This is a genomic window from Ectopseudomonas composti (assembly GCF_900115475.1).
Lineage (GTDB): Bacteria > Pseudomonadota > Gammaproteobacteria > Pseudomonadales > Pseudomonadaceae > Aquipseudomonas > Aquipseudomonas composti.
Map to the genome: position 1 here is coordinate 22,738 of NZ_FOWP01000015.1, position 16,117 is coordinate 38,854.

General features: G+C 62.8%; 13 protein-coding genes and 2 tRNA genes. All 15 read left to right on the forward strand.

The genetic code is table 11. From position 1 onward, the window contains the following. Positions 1-3 precede the first annotated feature (3 nt). The 15 genes from BM059_RS21485 (at position 4) to BM059_RS21555 (ending at position 16,114) form a co-directional block, all read left to right on the forward strand. Positions 4-768, forward strand: coding sequence for an ABC transporter ATP-binding protein (locus BM059_RS21485; protein ID WP_074941285.1), 765 nt, complete (start codon positions 4-6; stop codon positions 766-768). 163 nt (positions 769-931) lie between these two features. Beyond that, entirely contained in the window at positions 932-1,912 is a 981-nt protein-coding gene (gene argR / locus BM059_RS21490; RefSeq protein ID WP_074941363.1) for a transcriptional regulator ArgR, read from the forward strand. Positions 1,913-2,331: 419 nt separating this feature from the next. Next, positions 2,332-3,552 carry an aspartate aminotransferase family protein gene (locus BM059_RS21495; protein WP_037005413.1) on the forward strand — a complete coding sequence of 407 codons (1,221 nt, stop codon included), beginning with the start codon at positions 2,332-2,334 and terminating at the stop codon, positions 3,550-3,552. Between the two features lie 111 nt (positions 3,553-3,663). Then, positions 3,664-4,680: an arginine/ornithine succinyltransferase subunit alpha gene (gene aruF, locus BM059_RS21500; RefSeq protein WP_037002617.1), complete on the forward strand. Its 1,017-nt coding sequence runs from the start codon at positions 3,664-3,666 to the stop codon at positions 4,678-4,680. A 96-nt stretch (positions 4,681-4,776) separates the two neighbouring features. After that, the gene (astA, locus tag BM059_RS21505; RefSeq protein ID WP_074941286.1) at positions 4,777-5,793 is read left to right on the forward strand and encodes an arginine N-succinyltransferase; all 1,017 of its coding nucleotides are present in this window, start codon (positions 4,777-4,779) and stop codon (positions 5,791-5,793) included. Between the two features lie 62 nt (positions 5,794-5,855). Next, positions 5,856-7,319, forward strand: coding sequence for a succinylglutamate-semialdehyde dehydrogenase (gene astD, locus BM059_RS21510; RefSeq protein WP_074941287.1), 1,464 nt, complete (start codon positions 5,856-5,858; stop codon positions 7,317-7,319). Continuing rightward, on the forward strand, positions 7,319-8,665 hold the full coding sequence (gene astB / locus BM059_RS21515; RefSeq protein ID WP_074941288.1) for an N-succinylarginine dihydrolase: 1,347 nt from the start codon (positions 7,319-7,321) through the stop codon (positions 8,663-8,665). The genes astD and astB overlap by 1 nt, the downstream gene beginning before the upstream one ends. A gap of 26 nt (positions 8,666-8,691) precedes the next feature. Continuing rightward, positions 8,692-8,970 carry a topoisomerase II gene (locus BM059_RS21520; protein ID WP_074941289.1) on the forward strand — a complete coding sequence of 93 codons (279 nt, stop codon included), beginning with the start codon at positions 8,692-8,694 and terminating at the stop codon, positions 8,968-8,970. A gap of 91 nt (positions 8,971-9,061) precedes the next feature. Further along, the gene (astE, locus tag BM059_RS21525) at positions 9,062-10,075 is read left to right on the forward strand and encodes a succinylglutamate desuccinylase (RefSeq protein ID WP_037002626.1); all 1,014 of its coding nucleotides are present in this window, start codon (positions 9,062-9,064) and stop codon (positions 10,073-10,075) included. Positions 10,076-10,342: 267 nt separating this feature from the next. Further along, positions 10,343-11,347, forward strand: a complete 1,005-nt coding sequence (gene ltaE, locus BM059_RS21530) for a low-specificity L-threonine aldolase (protein WP_074941290.1) — start codon at positions 10,343-10,345, stop codon at positions 11,345-11,347. Positions 11,348-11,471: 124 nt separating this feature from the next. Further along, the gene (alaS, locus tag BM059_RS21535; protein ID WP_074941291.1) at positions 11,472-14,096 is read left to right on the forward strand and encodes an alanine--tRNA ligase; all 2,625 of its coding nucleotides are present in this window, start codon (positions 11,472-11,474) and stop codon (positions 14,094-14,096) included. A gap of 102 nt (positions 14,097-14,198) precedes the next feature. Further along, on the forward strand, positions 14,199-15,437 hold the full coding sequence (locus tag BM059_RS21540) for an aspartate kinase (protein ID WP_037002630.1): 1,239 nt from the start codon (positions 14,199-14,201) through the stop codon (positions 15,435-15,437). Between the two features lie 191 nt (positions 15,438-15,628). Further along, a complete protein-coding gene (csrA, locus tag BM059_RS21545) occupies positions 15,629-15,814 on the forward strand; it encodes a carbon storage regulator CsrA (protein ID WP_003244478.1) in 186 nt (61 codons plus the stop codon). Between the two features lie 61 nt (positions 15,815-15,875). Next, positions 15,876-15,966: transfer RNA gene (locus BM059_RS21550), tRNA-Ser, on the forward strand. Between the two features lie 71 nt (positions 15,967-16,037). Then, positions 16,038-16,114: transfer RNA gene (locus tag BM059_RS21555), tRNA-Arg, on the forward strand. Positions 16,115-16,117 lie beyond the last annotated feature (3 nt).

Below are 16,117 nucleotides of genomic sequence, written 5' to 3' on the forward strand. Positions count from 1 at the left end.
AACATGTACAAACTCGAAGTTCAGGACCTGCACAAGCGCTACGGCAGCCATGAGGTGATCAAGGGCGTGTCGATGGCGGCCAAGGCGGGCGACGTGATCAGCATCATCGGCTCCAGTGGTTCGGGCAAAAGCACCTTCCTGCGTTGCCTGAACCTGCTGGAGCAGCCGCATGCCGGCAAGATCCTGCTCAACGGCGAAGAGCTGAAACTGGTGCCGGCCAAGGACGGTTCACTGCGCGCCGCCGATGCCAAGCAGCTGCAGCGCATGCGCTCGCGCCTGGCCATGGTGTTCCAGCATTTCAATCTGTGGTCGCACATGAGCGCGCTGGAAAACGTGATGGAAGCGCCGGTGCACGTGCTCGGGGTGAGCAAGGCAGAAGCCCGCGACAAGGCCGAGCATTATCTGACCAAGGTTGGTGTTGCGCATCGCAAGGACGCCTACCCGGCGCACATGAGCGGCGGCGAGCAGCAGCGTGTGGCCATTGCCCGTGCCCTGGCCATGGAGCCGGAGGTGATGCTGTTCGACGAGCCAACTTCGGCGCTCGACCCGGAGCTGGTCGGCGAAGTGCTCAAGGTCATGCAGGACCTGGCCACCGAGGGCCGTACCATGGTGGTGGTGACCCACGAAATGGGCTTCGCCCGCGAGGTATCGAATCAGCTGGTGTTCCTGCACAAGGGGCTGGTTGAAGAGCGTGGTTGCCCGAAGGAAGTGCTGGCCAATCCGCAATCCGAGCGACTGCAGCAGTTCCTTTCCGGCAGTCTCAAATAATAAGAAGCTAGACTGCGTCTCAAAGCCTGTTCAAAGTCTTGCGAGCTAGAGGCATGCAAGGCAAAAACAGGCGAGGAAGCGGAGTGTACTTTTGTACATGAGCATTCCGAGCCTGTTTTTAACGCAGCAGGCCCGGCGCGCAGCAAACTGTGAACAGGCTTTCATGACCCCCCATCGAATTGGCTTTTTATACTGGCCCGGCACCAAGGCCCTGACCCTGTCTCTGGCTGAGGAAGCCCTGCGTGTCGCCCAGCGTGTGCATCCAGAAGTGGTGTACGAGCTGGTGTTCCTCCAGGCCGAGCCGTTGGCTGCGGGTGATTGGCGTTTGCCGGGCGAGCCATGGGGCGGGCATCTGGAGGGGCTGGACAAGTTGTTCCTGCTCGCTGATGCGCCGCCGGCGCAGGTGTCTGCGGGGCTGGCGGCCGCGCTCAAGCAGCAGGTGCGCAGCGGTTGTGTGATCGGCGGACTGTCTGCAGGGGTCTATCCGCTTGCCCAGCTCGGTCTGCTCGATGGTTATCGCGCGGCAGTGCACTGGCGCTGGCAGGACGATTTCGCCGAGCGCTTCCCCAAGGTCATCGCCACCAGCCATCTGTTCGACTGGGATCGTGACCGCCTGACTGCCTGCGGTGGTCTGGCCGTGCTCGATCTGCTGCTGGCAGTGCTGGCGCGCGATCACGGCGCCGAACTGGCCGGTGCGGTGAGCGAGGAGCTGGTGGTCGAGCGCATTCGCGAGGGCGGTGAGCGTCAGCGCATTCCACTGCAGAATCGTCTCGGCTCAAGCCATCCGAAGCTGACCCAGGCCGTGCTGTTGATGGAAGCCAACATCGAGGAGCCGCTGACCACCGACGAGATCGCCCAGCATGTGTGCGTGTCGCGTCGTCAGCTCGAGCGCATCTTCAAGCAGTACCTCAATCGCGTACCCAGCCAGTACTACCTGGAGCTGCGCCTGAACAAGGCGCGCCAGCTGCTGATGCAGACCAGCAAGTCGATCATCCAGATCGGCCTGTCCTGCGGTTTCTCCTCGGGACCGCATTTCTCCAGTGCCTACCGCAATTTCTTCGGTGCCACGCCGCGCGACGACCGCAACCAGCGCCGCAGCAATAGCCCCTTCGAGCTGACGTCGACGCCGGTCGAGCGGGGCTGATCCGTAGGAGCGAGCTCTGCTCGCGAATCGAGGGCAACGCCAAAGCTTCGCGAGCAGAGCTCGCTCCTACAATGCGATAGTCGTCGCTGCGAGTAGCCCGGATGAAATCTGGGGGATCTGGTGTCAGCCCCGGATTGCATCCGGGCTACGCAGGCGTGAATTTCGATACTGACCGGTCAGCCTGCGGAGATTTTTTCTGGCAGCGTGCTCCAGGCGGTGATCTGCGATTAAACTGCGCCTTTCCGACGCTTTCTGTCGCTTGGACGAAAACCCGCGGAAAACCTGGGGTGGCGCTGTAAGAAGTTGTCGCATGGCGACAATGCCGACCCCGATTCAGTCCCTACAATCCTTGCATTCCCTGTCGTTTCGGGCGCTTCGTCGCCTGTCTGCGGCCGGTATTTCTCATCAGGAGAGCTTTGATGTCCGTTCAGCACGATGCGGTGCAACGCGCCGATTTCGACCAGTTCATGGTTCCCAACTACGCCCCTGCTGCCTTCGTACCCGTGCGCGGCCTGGGTTCGCGAGTCTGGGACCAGAGCGGTCGAGAGCTGATCGACTTCGCTGGCGGCATCGCCGTCAACGTGCTTGGCCATTGCCACCCGGCGCTGGTCGCGGCGCTGACCGAGCAGGCCAATACCCTGTGGCACATCTCCAACGTATTCACCAACGAGCCGACCCTGCGCCTGGGCAAGAAGCTGGTCGAGGCGACCTTCGCCGAGCGCGTGTTCTTCTGCAACTCCGGCGCCGAGGCCAACGAGGCTGCATTCAAGCTGGCGCGTCGCGTCGCCCATGACCGTTTCGGCCCGGAAAAACACGAGATCATCGCCGCCACCAACAGCTTCCACGGTCGCACTCTGTTCACCGTCAGCGTCGGCGGCCAGCCGAAGTATTCCGACGGTTTCGGCCCGAAAATCGAGGGCATCACCCATGTGCCGTACAACGACCTGGCGGCGCTGAAAGCCGCCATTTCCGACAAGACCTGCGCCGTGGTGCTGGAGCCGATCCAGGGCGAGGGCGGCGTGCTGCCGGCGGACAAAGCCTATCTGCAAGGCGCCCGCGAGCTGTGCAACGCGCACAACGCGCTGCTGGTGTTCGATGAGGTACAGAGCGGTATGGGCCGTACCGGCGAACTGTTCGCCTACATGAATTACGGCGTGGTGCCGGACATTCTCTCCAGTGCCAAGAGCCTGGGCGGTGGTTTCCCCATCGCGGCGATGCTCACCACCACCGACCTGGCCAAGCATTTCTCGCCTGGTACCCATGGCACCACCTACGGCGGTAACCCGCTGGCCTGTGCGGTCGGTGAAGCGGTGCTGGATATCGTCAACACCCGCCAGACCCTGGACGGTGTGAAGGCCAAGAGCGAGCAGTTCAAAGCGCGCCTGCTGGCGTTGGGCAAGCAGTACGGCCTGTTCGAGCAGGTGCGTGGCATGGGCCTGCTGCTCGGCTGCGTTCTCAATGACGCGTGGATGGGCAAGGCCAAGCAGGTGCTCGATGCCGCCACTGCCGAAGGCCTGATGATTCTGCAGGCCGGCCCGGACGTGGTGCGTTTCGCCCCGAGCCTGGTGGTCGAAGAGGCCGATATCGAAGAAGGCCTGGCGCGTTTCGAGCGTGCGTTGAGCAAATTGACAGCGGCCTGAGTCCTTGCTGACTTGCTGAGGAAGGGGCTTTAGCCGCGACAATCGCTGCTAAAGCGCCTCCCTCGCTGGCTACGAATCTTGCAGCTTCCCTGTTTTAGAAGGAGTGACCCCATGCTGGTGATGCGCCCTGCGCAAATGGCGGACCTGGCAGATGTGCAGCGACTGGCTGCTGACAGCCCGGTGGGTGTCACTTCGTTGCCGGACGATGCAGGCCGATTGGGCGACAAGATCGCCGCCTCGGATGCGTCGTTTGCCGCCGAGGTCAGTTTCAATGGCGAGGAAAGCTACTTCTTCGTCCTTGAGGACACCGAGAGCGGTCGCCTGGTCGGCTGTTCCGGCATTGTCGCTTCGGCGGGCTATTCCGAACCCTTCTACAGCTTTCGCAACGAAACCTTCGTGCACAACTCGCGCGAGCTGAAGATCCACAACAAGATTCACGTGCTGTCGCTGTGTCACGACCTGACCGGCAACAGCCTGCTCACCAGCTTCTACGTCGAGCGCCCACTGGTCAGCAGCGTGTTCGCCGAGCTCAACTCGCGTGGGCGCCTGTTGTTCATGGCCGGCCACCCGGAGCGCTTCGCCGATGCGGTGGTGGTGGAGATCGTCGGCCACAGCGACGAGAACGGTGATTCGCCGTTCTGGGACGCGCTGGGGCGCAACTTCTTCGACATGAGCTACGCCGAGGCCGAGCGCCTGTGCGGACTGAAGAGCCGCACCTTCCTCGCCGAGCTGATGCCGCATTACCCGATCTACGTGCCGCTGCTCTCGGACGAGGCGCAGGAGGCCATGGGGCAGGTGCATCCGCGTGCGCAGATCACCTTCGATATCCTCATGCGCGAAGGCTTCGAGACCGATCACTACATCGACATTTTCGACGGTGGCCCGACCCTGCATGCGCGCACCTCGGGCATCCGCAGCATCGCGCAGAGTCGCCTGGTGCCGGTGAAGATCGGCGAGGCCGATGCCGGCGGGCGCCAGTATCTGGTGAGCAACGGCCAGTTGCAGGACTTCCGCGCCATCGTCGCCGACCTCGACTGGGTGCCGGGCAAGCCTGTAGTGCTCAGTGCGCAGGCGGCCGAGGCACTGGGTGTCGGTGAAGGCGCCAGTGTCAGGTTGGTAGCGGTTTGAATCGAAGCTGCACGCCACAAGCCCCAAGCTGCGAGCCTATCTGGCTGCTGACTTGTGGCTTGCCGCTTGAAGCTAATAGCTGATCCGGAGGATCCAATGATTGTTCGTCCCGTGCGCAGTGCCGACTTGCCGGCCCTGATCGACCTGGCTCGCAGCACCGGCGCTGGCCTGACCACGCTGCCAGCCAACGAGGCACGCCTGGCGCATCGAGTCGGCTGGGCGGAGAAGGCGTTTCGTGGCGAGGCTGAGCGTGCCGATGCCGACTACCTGTTCGTGCTCGAAGACGATAGCGGCAAGGTGGTCGGCATTTCTGCGGTGGCGGGTGCCGTCGGCCTGCGCGAGCCCTGGTACAACTACCGCGTGGGCCTGACCGTCAGTGCCTCGCAGGAGCTGAACATCCACCGCCAGGTGCCGACGCTGTTCATGGCCAACGACCTGACCGGCAACTCCGAGCTGTGCTCGTTGTTCCTGCACGCCGATCACCGCACTGGCCTCAACGGCCGCTTGTTGTCCAAGGCGCGTTTTCTGTTCATCGCCGAGTTTCGCCAGTTGTTCGGTGACAAGGTGATCGCCGAGATGCGTGGCATGTCGGACGAGCGCGGGCGTTCGCCATTCTGGGAAAGCCTTGGCCGGCATTTCTTCAAGATGGAATTCTCCCAGGCGGACTACCTCACCGGCGTCGGCAACAAGGCCTTCATCGCCGAGTTGATGCCGAAATTTCCGCTCTACACCTGCTTCCTTTCCGAGGATGCACGCGCGGTGATCGGCCGTGTCCACCCCGACACCGAGCCGGCGCTGGCCATGCTCAAGGGTGAGGGCTTCAGCTACCAGGGCTATGTCGACATCTTCGACGCCGGCCCGGCCATCGAGGCGGAGACCGCGAAGATCCGCGCGGTGCGCGACAGCCAGAATCTAGTGCTGGCCATCGGCACGCCGGGCGATGACGCCGAGCCCTTCCTGGTGCACAACCGCAAGCGCCAGGACTGCCGTATCACCGCTGCGCCGGCGCGTCTGGCGGCTGGCACCCTGGTGGTCGATCCGGCGACGGCCAAGCGCCTGCGCCTTTCCGCTGGCGATCAGGTACGCGCCGTGCCGCTGGCGGCGCACGGCTGAGTCATTGGTTTTACGCGGCTGCCCAAGCGGCTGCCGTTGAATGCTGGGAGTGGTAGAGCAAGATGAACACTCATTACATCGCAGGTCAGTGGCTGCCCGGGCAGGGCGAGTCGCTGCAATCGCTCGACCCGGTCAGCCAGGCCGTGCTGTGGCAGGGCCAGGGCGCCACGGCGGCGCAGGTCGACGCCGCCGTGGCCGCTGCGCGTGGCGCCTTCTCGCTGTGGGCCGCGCACTCGCTGGATGGTCGTATCGCCGTGCTGGAGCGTTTTGCCGCCTGCCTGAAATCGCGTGCCGACGAAGTGGCCTGGGCGATTGGCGAAGAAACCGGCAAGCCACTGTGGGAAGCCGCCACCGAAGTGAACAGCATGGTGGGCAAGGTCGCCATTTCCATTCAGAGCTACCGTGAGCGCACTGGCGAGAAGAGCGGCCCGCTGGGTGACGCCACCGCGGTGTTGCGCCACAAACCGCATGGGGTGGTCGCGGTGTTCGGCCCCTACAACTTTCCCGGCCACCTGCCCAACGGCCATATCGTGCCGGCGTTGCTGGCCGGTAACTGCGTGCTGTTCAAGCCCAGCGAACTGACGCCCAAGGTGGCCGAGCTGACCGTGCAATGCTGGATCGAGGCAGGGCTGCCCGAGGGCGTGCTCAACCTGCTGCAGGGCGGCCGCGAAACCGGCGTCGCCTTGGCTGGCCATCCCGGTATCGACGGGCTGTTCTTCACCGGCTCCAGCCGTACCGGCAATCTGCTGCATGCCCAGTTCGCCGGGCGCCCGGACAAGATCCTGGCGCTGGAGATGGGCGGCAACAACCCGCTGATCGTCGATCAGGTCGCCGATGTCGATGCTGCGGTCTACACCATCGTCCAGTCCGCGTTCATTTCTGCCGGCCAGCGCTGCACCTGTGCGCGGCGCCTGCTGGTGCCGCAAGGGGAGTGGGGCGACGCCCTGCTGGCTCGGCTGGTGCAGGTTGTCGGGCAGATCAAGGTCGGTCGTTTCGATGAACAGCCGGCGCCGTTCATGGGCTCGGTGATTTCCCTGCAGGCTGCCGCACAATTGATGCAGGCGCAGCAGCACCTGCTGGCGGGCGGCGCCTCGGCATTGCTGGCGATGACCCAGCCACAAGCCGATGCCGCACTGCTGACGCCCGGCATCCTCGATGTCACGGCCGTGAACGACCGTCCTGACGAAGAATTTTTTGGTCCGCTGCTGCAGGTGATTCGCTACGACAGCTTCGAGGCAGCCATCGCCGAGGCCAATGCCACGGTCTATGGTCTGGCTGCTGGTCTGCTGTCCGACTCACGGGCGCGCTTCGAGCAGTTCTGGCTGCACAGCCGCGCCGGCATCGTCAACTGGAACAAGCAGCTCACCGGTGCCGCCAGCACCGCGCCATTCGGTGGCATCGGCGCGTCGGGCAACCACCGCGCCAGTGCCTACTACGCGGCGGATTACTGCGCTTACCCAGTGGCCGGGCTGGAAAGCGACAGCCTGACCTTGCCCGCGACCCTGACTCCGGGAGTGACCCTGTGATGGCCGCCTATGAGATGAACTTTGACGGTCTGGTCGGGCCGACTCACAACTACGGTGGGTTGTCCTACGGCAACGTGGCTTCGCAGAGCAACAGTCAAGCGGCATCCAATCCCAAGGAGGCTGCCAAGCAAGGCCTGGCGAAGATGAAGGCTTTGATGGATATGGGCTTCAAGCAGGGCGTACTGGCCCCGCAGGAGCGTCCGGATGTCGCCGCACTGCGTCGCCTGGGCTTTACCGGCAGCGATGTCGAGGTGATCCAGCGCGCGGCGCGTGAGGCCATGCCACTGCTGGTGGCGAGCTGCTCGGCCTCGAGCATGTGGACGGCCAATGCCTGCACCGTCAGCCCCAGCGCCGACACGGCGGACGGGCGCGTGCACTTCACCGCGGCCAACCTCAATTGCAAATTCCACCGCAGCATCGAGCACCCGACCACCAGCCGTGTGCTGCAGGCGATGTTCGCCAATGACGGGCACTTCGCTCATCACCCGGCGCTGCCGGCGGTGGCGCAGTTCGGTGACGAAGGCGCGGCTAACCACACGCGCTTCTGCAAGGGTTATGGCGACGCCGGGGTGGAGTTCTTCGTCTATGGCCGCAGCGCCTTTGATACTCGCTATCCTGCACCGGCGCGCTATCCGGCGCGACAGACCCTGGAGGCCAGCCAGGCGGTTGCTCGTCTGCATGGTTTGAGCGAGGCAGGCGTGGTCTATGCCCAGCAGAATCCGGCAGTGATCGATCAGGGTGTGTTTCACAACGACGTGATTGCCGTCGGCAATGGCGAGGTGCTGTTCTATCACCAGGACGCCTTCCTCGATACTGACAAGGTACTGACCGAGCTGGGCGACAAATTGGCTCGTCGCGGTGGCAACTTCCAGGCTGTATGTGTGCCGGGCTCCGCCGTCAGCGTGCAGGACGCGGTGCGCTCCTACCTGTTCAACAGCCAGCTGCTGAGCCGTGCCGATGGCAGCATGCTGCTGGTGGTGCCGGAGGAGTGCCGCAACAACCCCAGCGTCTGGCGTTATCTGCAACAGCTGACCGCCAGCGGCGGGCCGATCCGCGAGGTGCGCGTGTTCGACCTCAAGCAGAGCATGCAGAACGGCGGTGGGCCGGCATGCCTGCGCCTGCGCGTGGCGCTCAACGAGCAGGAGCTGGCTGCGGTCAATCCGGGCGTGGTGATGAGCGACGCGCTGCACGATACTCTGGTGGCCTGGGTCGACAAGCATTACCGCGACCGTTTGAGCGAAGCCGATCTGGCCGACCCGCAATTGCTGACCGAATGCCGCACGGCATTGGATGAACTGACGCAGATCCTTACACTGGGCTCGGTCTATCCTTTCCAGATAGCCTGAACCTGACCTCGATTCCCGGAGATTTTATGAGCGACGCGCTGCAACTGATTCTTGAAGACAACGATGGCACCCAACTGGAAACCTCCTGCAGCCGCTTTGCTGTGGTTTGGCAGGGCAAGGAACTGTGGGTCCAGGCCATTGGCGATCAGTTGCTGATCGGCGTCGACGTGGAGGAGGGTGACACCGAGTACGTCAACCTGCTGCTGCGTCCGCAGGCCACCAACCTGGTCAGCCTGCAACTGGAAATGGAGCCGATGATCGCCGACGAGGACGATCATGTTCATGGCCCGGACTGCAACCACTGATCGAACCTTATAGGGTGGGCCGTTGTTGGTGGGCTGAAGCGGAGTGCCGCCCGGCCCACCCTACAAAAATGCTGCGAACCAAGGAGTCCCCATGCTTGCCCTCGGCAAACTGCTTGAACTGACCCTGGCCGGCCACGAGCCGTCGGCGAAGATTCAACTGACGCCCGATGGCACGCGTCTGCGCTGGCTCGATGAAGGCGCGCTGGAGGTGACTCCGCCAGCCGCGCGCGACAATGGCCTCGACCTGCTGCTGTCGGCCGGCGTCCACGGCAACGAAACCGCGCCGATCGAACTGCTCGACCGCCTGTTGCGCGGCATCGCGCGCAACGAACTGCATCCGGCGGCGCGTATTCTCTTTTTGTTCGGCAATCCCGAGGCCATGCGCCGCGGCGAGCGCTATGTCGAGCAGGACCTCAATCGCCTGTTCAGCGGTCGTCACGAGCAGTCCAGTGGCTTCGAAGCGATTCGTGCCTGCGACCTGGAGCACCTGGTCACGACCTTCTTCGGCAAGCAAAGCGGCCGCACCCGCCTGCATTACGACCTGCATACCGCTATTCGTGGCTCGAAGATCGAGCAGTTCGCCCTTTATCCCTGGCAAGAGGGGCGTGCGCATTCCCGTCGCGAGCTGGAGCGTCTGCGCGCTGCCGGTATCGAGGCGGTGCTGCTGCAGAACAAGTCGTCGATCACCTTCAGCGCCTTTACCTACGCGCAGCTCGGCGCCGAGGCCTTCACCCTGGAGCTGGGCAAGGCGCGTGCCTTCGGCCAGAACGAGCTGGTCAGCCTCGACCTGTTGGAGAATGCGCTGCACGCGCTGATCGAAGGGCGCGAAGTGATCACTGGCGAGCCGACGCTCGATGGCATGCAGCTGTTCGCCGTGTCGCGCGAGGTGATCAAGCACAGCGACAGCTTCCAACTGCACTTGCCGGCCGATATCGAGAATTTCACCGAGCTGGAGCCCGGTTATCTGCTGGCCGAGGACATCGCCGACAGCCGGTGGGTGGTGGAGGAGCAGGGCGCGCGCATCATCTTCCCCAATCCCAAGGTCAAGAACGGCCATCGCGCCGCCATCCTGATCGTCCCTGACGACGGTGCCGGTTTGGTGTAGCCCGGATGCAATCCGGGAGATAACGTGGTATGCGCCATCCCCGGATTTCATCCGGGCTACGTTATTGGCGTGGCGCCTGTAGGTACGGCGTAGGAGCGGCTTCAGCCGCGATCCGCTCTTCTCGCTTCGCGGCTGAAGCGCAATGCCGCCCAGCCGCTCCTATTGTGCCGGTTCGCGTTCCGCTCGATTTCGCGTCAACTGTATCTTGTGGGGGGCTTCGCCACCTCTTTAGCATGGGCCTTTCGCCAATTGCCGGGAAAGCCTGTCATGCCCCTGATCGACCTGCGTAGCGACACCGTCACCCAACCCACTGCTGCCATGCGCGACGCCATGATGGCTGCCGAGCTGGGCGATGACGTGTATGGCGAAGACCCCACGGTCAATCGGCTGGAGACCTGGCTGGCCAATGAACTGGGCTTCGACGCGGCGCTGTTCGTTCCCACAGGTACCATGAGCAACCTGCTTGGCCTGATGGCCCACTGCGAACGCGGTGACGAATACATCGTCGGTCAGCAAGCGCACACCTATAAATACGAAGGCGGCGGTGCGGCCGTGCTCGGTTCCATCCAGCCGCAGCCGATCGACGGTGACGTTGACGGTTCATTGGACCTGGCCAAGGTCGAAGCGGCGATCAAGCAGGACGACTTCCACTTCGCTCGTACCCGTTTGCTGGCCCTGGAAAACACCATGCAGGGCAAGGTGCTGCCGCTCGATTACCTGGCTGCCGCCCGCGAGCTGACTCGCCGTCGTGGCTTGAGCTTGCACCTCGATGGCGCCCGCCTGTACAACGCGGCGGTCAAGCTCGGTGTGCCGGCGCGCGCGATCACCCAGCACTTCGATTCGGTCTCGGTATGCTTGTCCAAGGGGCTCGGTGCGCCGGTCGGTTCGGTGCTCTGCGGCAGCACAGTGCTGATCGCCAAGGCGCGGCGTCTGCGCAAGATGGTCGGCGGCGGTATGCGTCAGGCGGGTGTGCTGGCGGCGGCCGGACTTTATGCGCTGCAACACCAGGTTCAGCGCCTGGACGAGGATCATGCCAAGGCGGCGCATCTGGGTCAGGCGCTGGCTGAGCTGGGCTACAGCGTCGAGCCGGTGCAGACCAATATGGTCTACGTGCAGCTCGGTGAGCGCGCTAGCCAGCTCAAGGCCTTCATGGCCGACCGCAACATTGCAGTCACTGCTGCGCCACGCCTGCGGCTGATCACCCACCTGGATGTCGGCAGCGCTGATATCGAGCTGGTGATTGAGGCGTTCGCCGCTTTTCGCTCGATCTAAGTAGTAACCGCAGCGTCCGATAGGCGCTTGCTATCAACAAGGCACTAGCCGCGCGCGGTAGGCCCGATATAATGCGGCCCTTTGCCGGCTTTTGCCGTGGCCGCCTGATTCCGTGGATATCCCTATGAAAAGCGCAGAAATCCGTGAAGCCTTCCTGAGCTTCTTCGAAGAAAAAGGGCACACCCGTGTCGCTTCCAGCTCGCTGATTCCGGCGAACGACCCAACCCTGCTGTTCACCAACGCGGGTATGAACCAGTTCAAGGACTGCTTTCTGGGCCTGGAAAAGCGCGCCTACACCCGCGCCACCACCAGCCAGAAGTGCGTTCGTGCCGGCGGCAAGCACAACGACCTGGAAAACGTCGGCTACACCGCGCGTCACCACACCTTCTTCGAGATGCTGGGTAACTTCAGCTTCGGCGACTACTTCAAGCGTGATGCCATTCATTACGCCTGGGAATTTTTGACCTCCGACAAGTGGCTGAATCTGCCCAAAGAAAAGCTCTGGGTCACCGTCTATGCCACCGATGACGAGGCCTTTGAGATCTGGACCAAGGAAGTCGGCATCCCCACCGAGCGCATGATCCGTATCGGTGACAACAAGGGGGCGCCGTACGCTTCCGACAACTTCTGGGCGATGGGTGACACCGGCCCGTGCGGCCCGTGCACCGAGATCTTCTTCGACCACGGCGAGCACATCTGGGGCGGCCCACCCGGCAGCCCGGAAGAGGACGGCGACCGCTACATCGAGATCTGGAACAACGTGTTCATGCAGTTCAACCGTACTGCCGATGGCGTCCTGCACCCGCTGCCGGCACCGAGCGTGGACACCGGCATGGGCCTGGAACGCATCAGCGCCGTGCTGCAGCACGTCAACTCGAACTACGAGATCGACCTGTTCCAGAACCTGTTGGCCGCCTCGGCTAAGGCCATTGGCTGCGCCAATGAAGGCCAGGCTTCGCTGAAAGTGGTGGCGGATCACATCCGTTCCTGCAGCTTCTTGATCGCCGACGGCGTCACCCCGTCCAACGAAGGCCGTGGCTACGTGCTGCGCCGCATCGTCCGCCGTGCTTGCCGCCACGGTAACAAGCTGGGCGCCAAGGGCAGCTTCTTCTACCAGATCGTTGCTGCTCTGGCCGCCGAGATGGGCGAAGCCTTCCCCGAGCTCAAGCAGCAGCAGGTGCATATCGAACGCGTGCTGAAAACCGAGGAAGAGCAGTTCGCCAAGACCCTGGAGCAGGGCCTGAAGATTCTCGAGCAGGATCTGGCCAGCTTGCAGGGCTCGGTCATTCCGGGCGATGTGGTGTTCAAGCTGTACGACACCTACGGTTTCCCGATCGACCTGACTGCCGACATCGCCCGTGAGCGCGAGCTGTCGGTGGACGAAGAAGGCTTCGAGCGTGAAATGGAGGCTCAGCGCGAGCGCGCCCGTTCCGCCAGCTCCTTCGGCATGGACTACAACGCTTTGGTCAAGGTCGACAGCGACACTCGCTTCCTCGGCTACCAAGGCACCAGCGGCAGCGGCAAGATCATTGCCCTGTTCAAGGCCGGTGCTGCGGTCGACAGCCTCGCCGAAGGCGAGGAGGGCGTGGTGGTGCTGGATCAGACCCCGTTCTACGCAGAATCCGGTGGTCAGATCGGCGACTGCGGCTACCTGGAAAGTGCTGGCGTACGCTTCGACGTGCGCGACACCACCAAGGCTGGCGGCGCCTTCCTGCACCACGGTGTGGTGGCCAAGGGCGGCCTGAGTGTTGGCACCAGCGTCAAGGCTGAAGCCGAAGCCGGTGTGCGCCAGGCCACCGCGCTGAACCACTCCGCGACCCACCTGCTGCACGCTGCGCTGCGTCAGGTGCTGGGTGATCACGTCCAGCAGAAAGGCTCGCTGGTCGACAGCCAGCGCCTGCGCTTCGACTTCAGCCACTTCGAGGCGATCAAGCCCGAGCAACTGAAGCAGCTGGAAGACATCGTCAACGCCGAGATTCGCAAGAACTCCGAGGTCGAGACCGAGGAAACCGACATCGAGACCGCCAAGGCCAAGGGCGCGATGGCACTGTTCGGCGAGAAGTACGGCGACCAGGTGCGCGTGCTGAGCATGGGTGGCGATTTCTCCGTCGAGCTGTGCGGTGGTACCCACGTCTCCCGTACCGGCGACATCGGTCTGTTCAAGATCACCAGCGAAGGCGGCGTGGCCGCTGGCGTGCGTCGTATCGAAGCGGTCACTGGTGCGCAAGCGCTGGCCTGGCTCAACGGCGCCGAGGAGCAGCTCAAGGAAGCCGCTTCCCTGGTCAAGGGCAGCCGCGACAACGTGCTGGACAAGCTCTCGGCGCTGATCGAGCGCAACCGTCAGTTGGAAAAGGAGCTGGAACAGCTCAAGGCCAAGGCCGCCAGCGCTGCGGGTAACGACCTGGCCGGTTCCGCCGTGGACGTGAAGGGCACCAAGGTTCTGGCTGCGCGTCTCGATGGCCTGGACGGCAAGGCGCTGCTGGCGCTGGTCGACCAACTGAAGAACAAGCTGGGCAGCGCTGTGATCCTGCTCGGTGGCGTGTTCGACGAGAAGGTGGTGCTGGTCGCCGGTGTGACCCAGGACCTGACCGCCAAGCTCAAGGCTGGCGACCTGATGCGTCAGGCTGCGGCAGCTGTGGGCGGCAAGGGCGGTGGTCGCCCGGACATGGCTCAGGGCGGCGGCGTCGATGCCGGCAAACTGGATGAAGCCCTGGCCCTGGCCGCAACCCTGGTCGAACAGGCTTCGTAACGAGCGAGAAAGCGGGGCCCGCATTGCGTCCGGCGGGCCTTGGCAGTATGACCCGATGCGGGTTTAATGGGCGCCCTTCGAGGAATCAGGCGGCTTTTTGAAATGGCTTTGATCGTACAGAAGTTTGGGGGCACCTCCGTCGGCACCATCGAGCGTATTGCGCAGGTGGCCGAGAAGGTGAAGAAGTTCCGCGAGAACGGTGACGACATCGTCGTCGTGGTTTCCGCCATGAGCGGCGAAACCAACCGCCTGATCGATCTGGCCAAACAGATCACCGACGGCGAGCCGGTTGCGCGTGAGCTGGATGTCATGGTGTCCACCGGTGAGCAGGTGACCATTGCCCTGCTGGCAATGGCGCTGATCAAGCGCGGTGTGCCGGCGGTGTCCTACACCGGCAACCAGGTGCGCATCCTCACCGACAGCGCGCACAACAAGGCGCGCATTCTGCAGATCGATGACCAGAAGATTCGTGCCGACCTCAAGGCTGGTCGCGTAGTGGTCGTCGCCGGCTTCCAGGGTGTCGATGAGCACGGCAGCATCACTACTCTCGGCCGAGGCGGTTCCGATACCACTGGTGTGGCCCTGGCTGCGGCGCTGAAAGCCGATGAGTGCCAGATCTACACCGACGTCGATGGTGTCTATACCACCGACCCGCGCGTGGTGCCCAAGGCCCAGCGTCTGGAGAAGATCACCTTCGAAGAGATGCTGGAAATGGCCAGCCTCGGTTCCAAGGTGTTGCAGATTCGCTCGGTGGAATTCGCCGGCAAATACAACGTCCCGCTGCGCGTCCTGCACAGCTTCCAGGAGGGGCCGGGCACCCTCATTACCCTTGATGAAGAGGAATCCATGGAACAGCCGATCATTTCCGGCATCGCTTTCAACCGCGACGAAGCCAAGCTGACCATCCGTGGGGTACCGGATATCCCTGGCATTGCCTTCAAGATTCTCGGCCCGATCAGCGCTGCCAACATCGAAGTGGACATGATCGTGCAGAATGTCTCGCACGATAACACCACCGATTTCACCTTTACCGTGCACCGCAACGACTACAACAACGCCCTGAGCGTGCTGCAGAAAACTGCAGACGAGCTGGGTGCTCGTGAAGTAGTGGGCGACACCAACATCGCCAAGGTATCTATCGTTGGTGTCGGCATGCGTTCTCATGCGGGGGTTGCCAGCCGCATGTTCGAGGCCCTGGCCAAGGAGACCATCAATATCCAGATGATCTCCACCTCCGAGATCAAGGTGTCCGTGGTGATCGAAGAGAAGTACCTGGAGCTGGCGGTACGCGCGCTGCATACCGCCTTCGAGCTGGATGCCCCAGCCCGGCAGGGCGAGTGATTCCACTGATTTGAAAGGCGCGGCTGGTTCCGCGCCTTTCGTCTTTTTGACTAGCATGCGGGAACTTTCTTTCTGTGCGGGCTGGTCAATACTTGGGTGGAGGCTTTCAGGCTTGATTTAGCGGGAAGCTGGCACCATTTTCTTTTTTGCAGACTGTTGTCCTGAAAAATGTAATCCGTGAGGAGAAAGGAATGCTGATTCTGACTCGCCGGGTCGGAGAGACCCTGATGGTCGGTGATGATGTGACTGTCACCGTGTTGGGTGTGAAAGGCAATCAGGTGCGCATTGGTGTCAATGCGCCGAAAGAGGTTGCCGTACACCGTGAAGAAATCTACCAACGCATCCAGAAAGAGAAGGGTGACGAACCAAGCCACTAATTTTTCTACAAATTTTTGTTTGCAAACGGGGAAAACATGTTTATCATGCGCCCCGTGTTGCGGAGAGGTGGCCGAGTGGCCGAAGGCGCTCCCCTGCTAAGGGAGTACACCTCAAAAGGGTGTCGGGGGTTCGAATCCCCCCTTCTCCGCCATTATTCAGCGAGTCGGGCGTAAGTCAGGCTGGCGAATCAACCAGAGGTGATCTGGTATAAAAGCACCGACCGGACTCATAGCTCAGCTGGATAGAGTACTCGGCTACGAACCGAGCGGTCGGAGGTTCGAATCCTCCTGAGTCCGCCATAT

Bases quoted from the DNA above. Each gene is read 5' to 3' on its own strand.
- BM059_RS21485 (WP_074941285.1), top strand. From the start codon at position 4: ATGTACAAACTCGAAGTTCAGGACCTGCACAAGCGCTACGGCAGCCAT.
- argR (WP_074941363.1), top strand. From the start codon at position 932: ATGACCCCCCATCGAATTGGCTTTTTATACTGGCCCGGCACCAAGGCC.
- BM059_RS21495 (WP_037005413.1), top strand. From the start codon at position 2,332: ATGTCCGTTCAGCACGATGCGGTGCAACGCGCCGATTTCGACCAGTTC.
- aruF (WP_037002617.1), top strand. From the start codon at position 3,664: ATGCTGGTGATGCGCCCTGCGCAAATGGCGGACCTGGCAGATGTGCAG.
- astA (WP_074941286.1), top strand. From the start codon at position 4,777: ATGATTGTTCGTCCCGTGCGCAGTGCCGACTTGCCGGCCCTGATCGAC.
- astD (WP_074941287.1), top strand. From the start codon at position 5,856: ATGAACACTCATTACATCGCAGGTCAGTGGCTGCCCGGGCAGGGCGAG.
- astB (WP_074941288.1), top strand. From the start codon at position 7,319: ATGGCCGCCTATGAGATGAACTTTGACGGTCTGGTCGGGCCGACTCAC.
- BM059_RS21520 (WP_074941289.1), top strand. From the start codon at position 8,692: ATGAGCGACGCGCTGCAACTGATTCTTGAAGACAACGATGGCACCCAA.
- astE (WP_037002626.1), top strand. From the start codon at position 9,062: ATGCTTGCCCTCGGCAAACTGCTTGAACTGACCCTGGCCGGCCACGAG.
- ltaE (WP_074941290.1), top strand. From the start codon at position 10,343: ATGCCCCTGATCGACCTGCGTAGCGACACCGTCACCCAACCCACTGCT.
- alaS (WP_074941291.1), top strand. From the start codon at position 11,472: ATGAAAAGCGCAGAAATCCGTGAAGCCTTCCTGAGCTTCTTCGAAGAA.
- BM059_RS21540 (WP_037002630.1), top strand. From the start codon at position 14,199: ATGGCTTTGATCGTACAGAAGTTTGGGGGCACCTCCGTCGGCACCATC.
- csrA (WP_003244478.1), top strand. From the start codon at position 15,629: ATGCTGATTCTGACTCGCCGGGTCGGAGAGACCCTGATGGTCGGTGAT.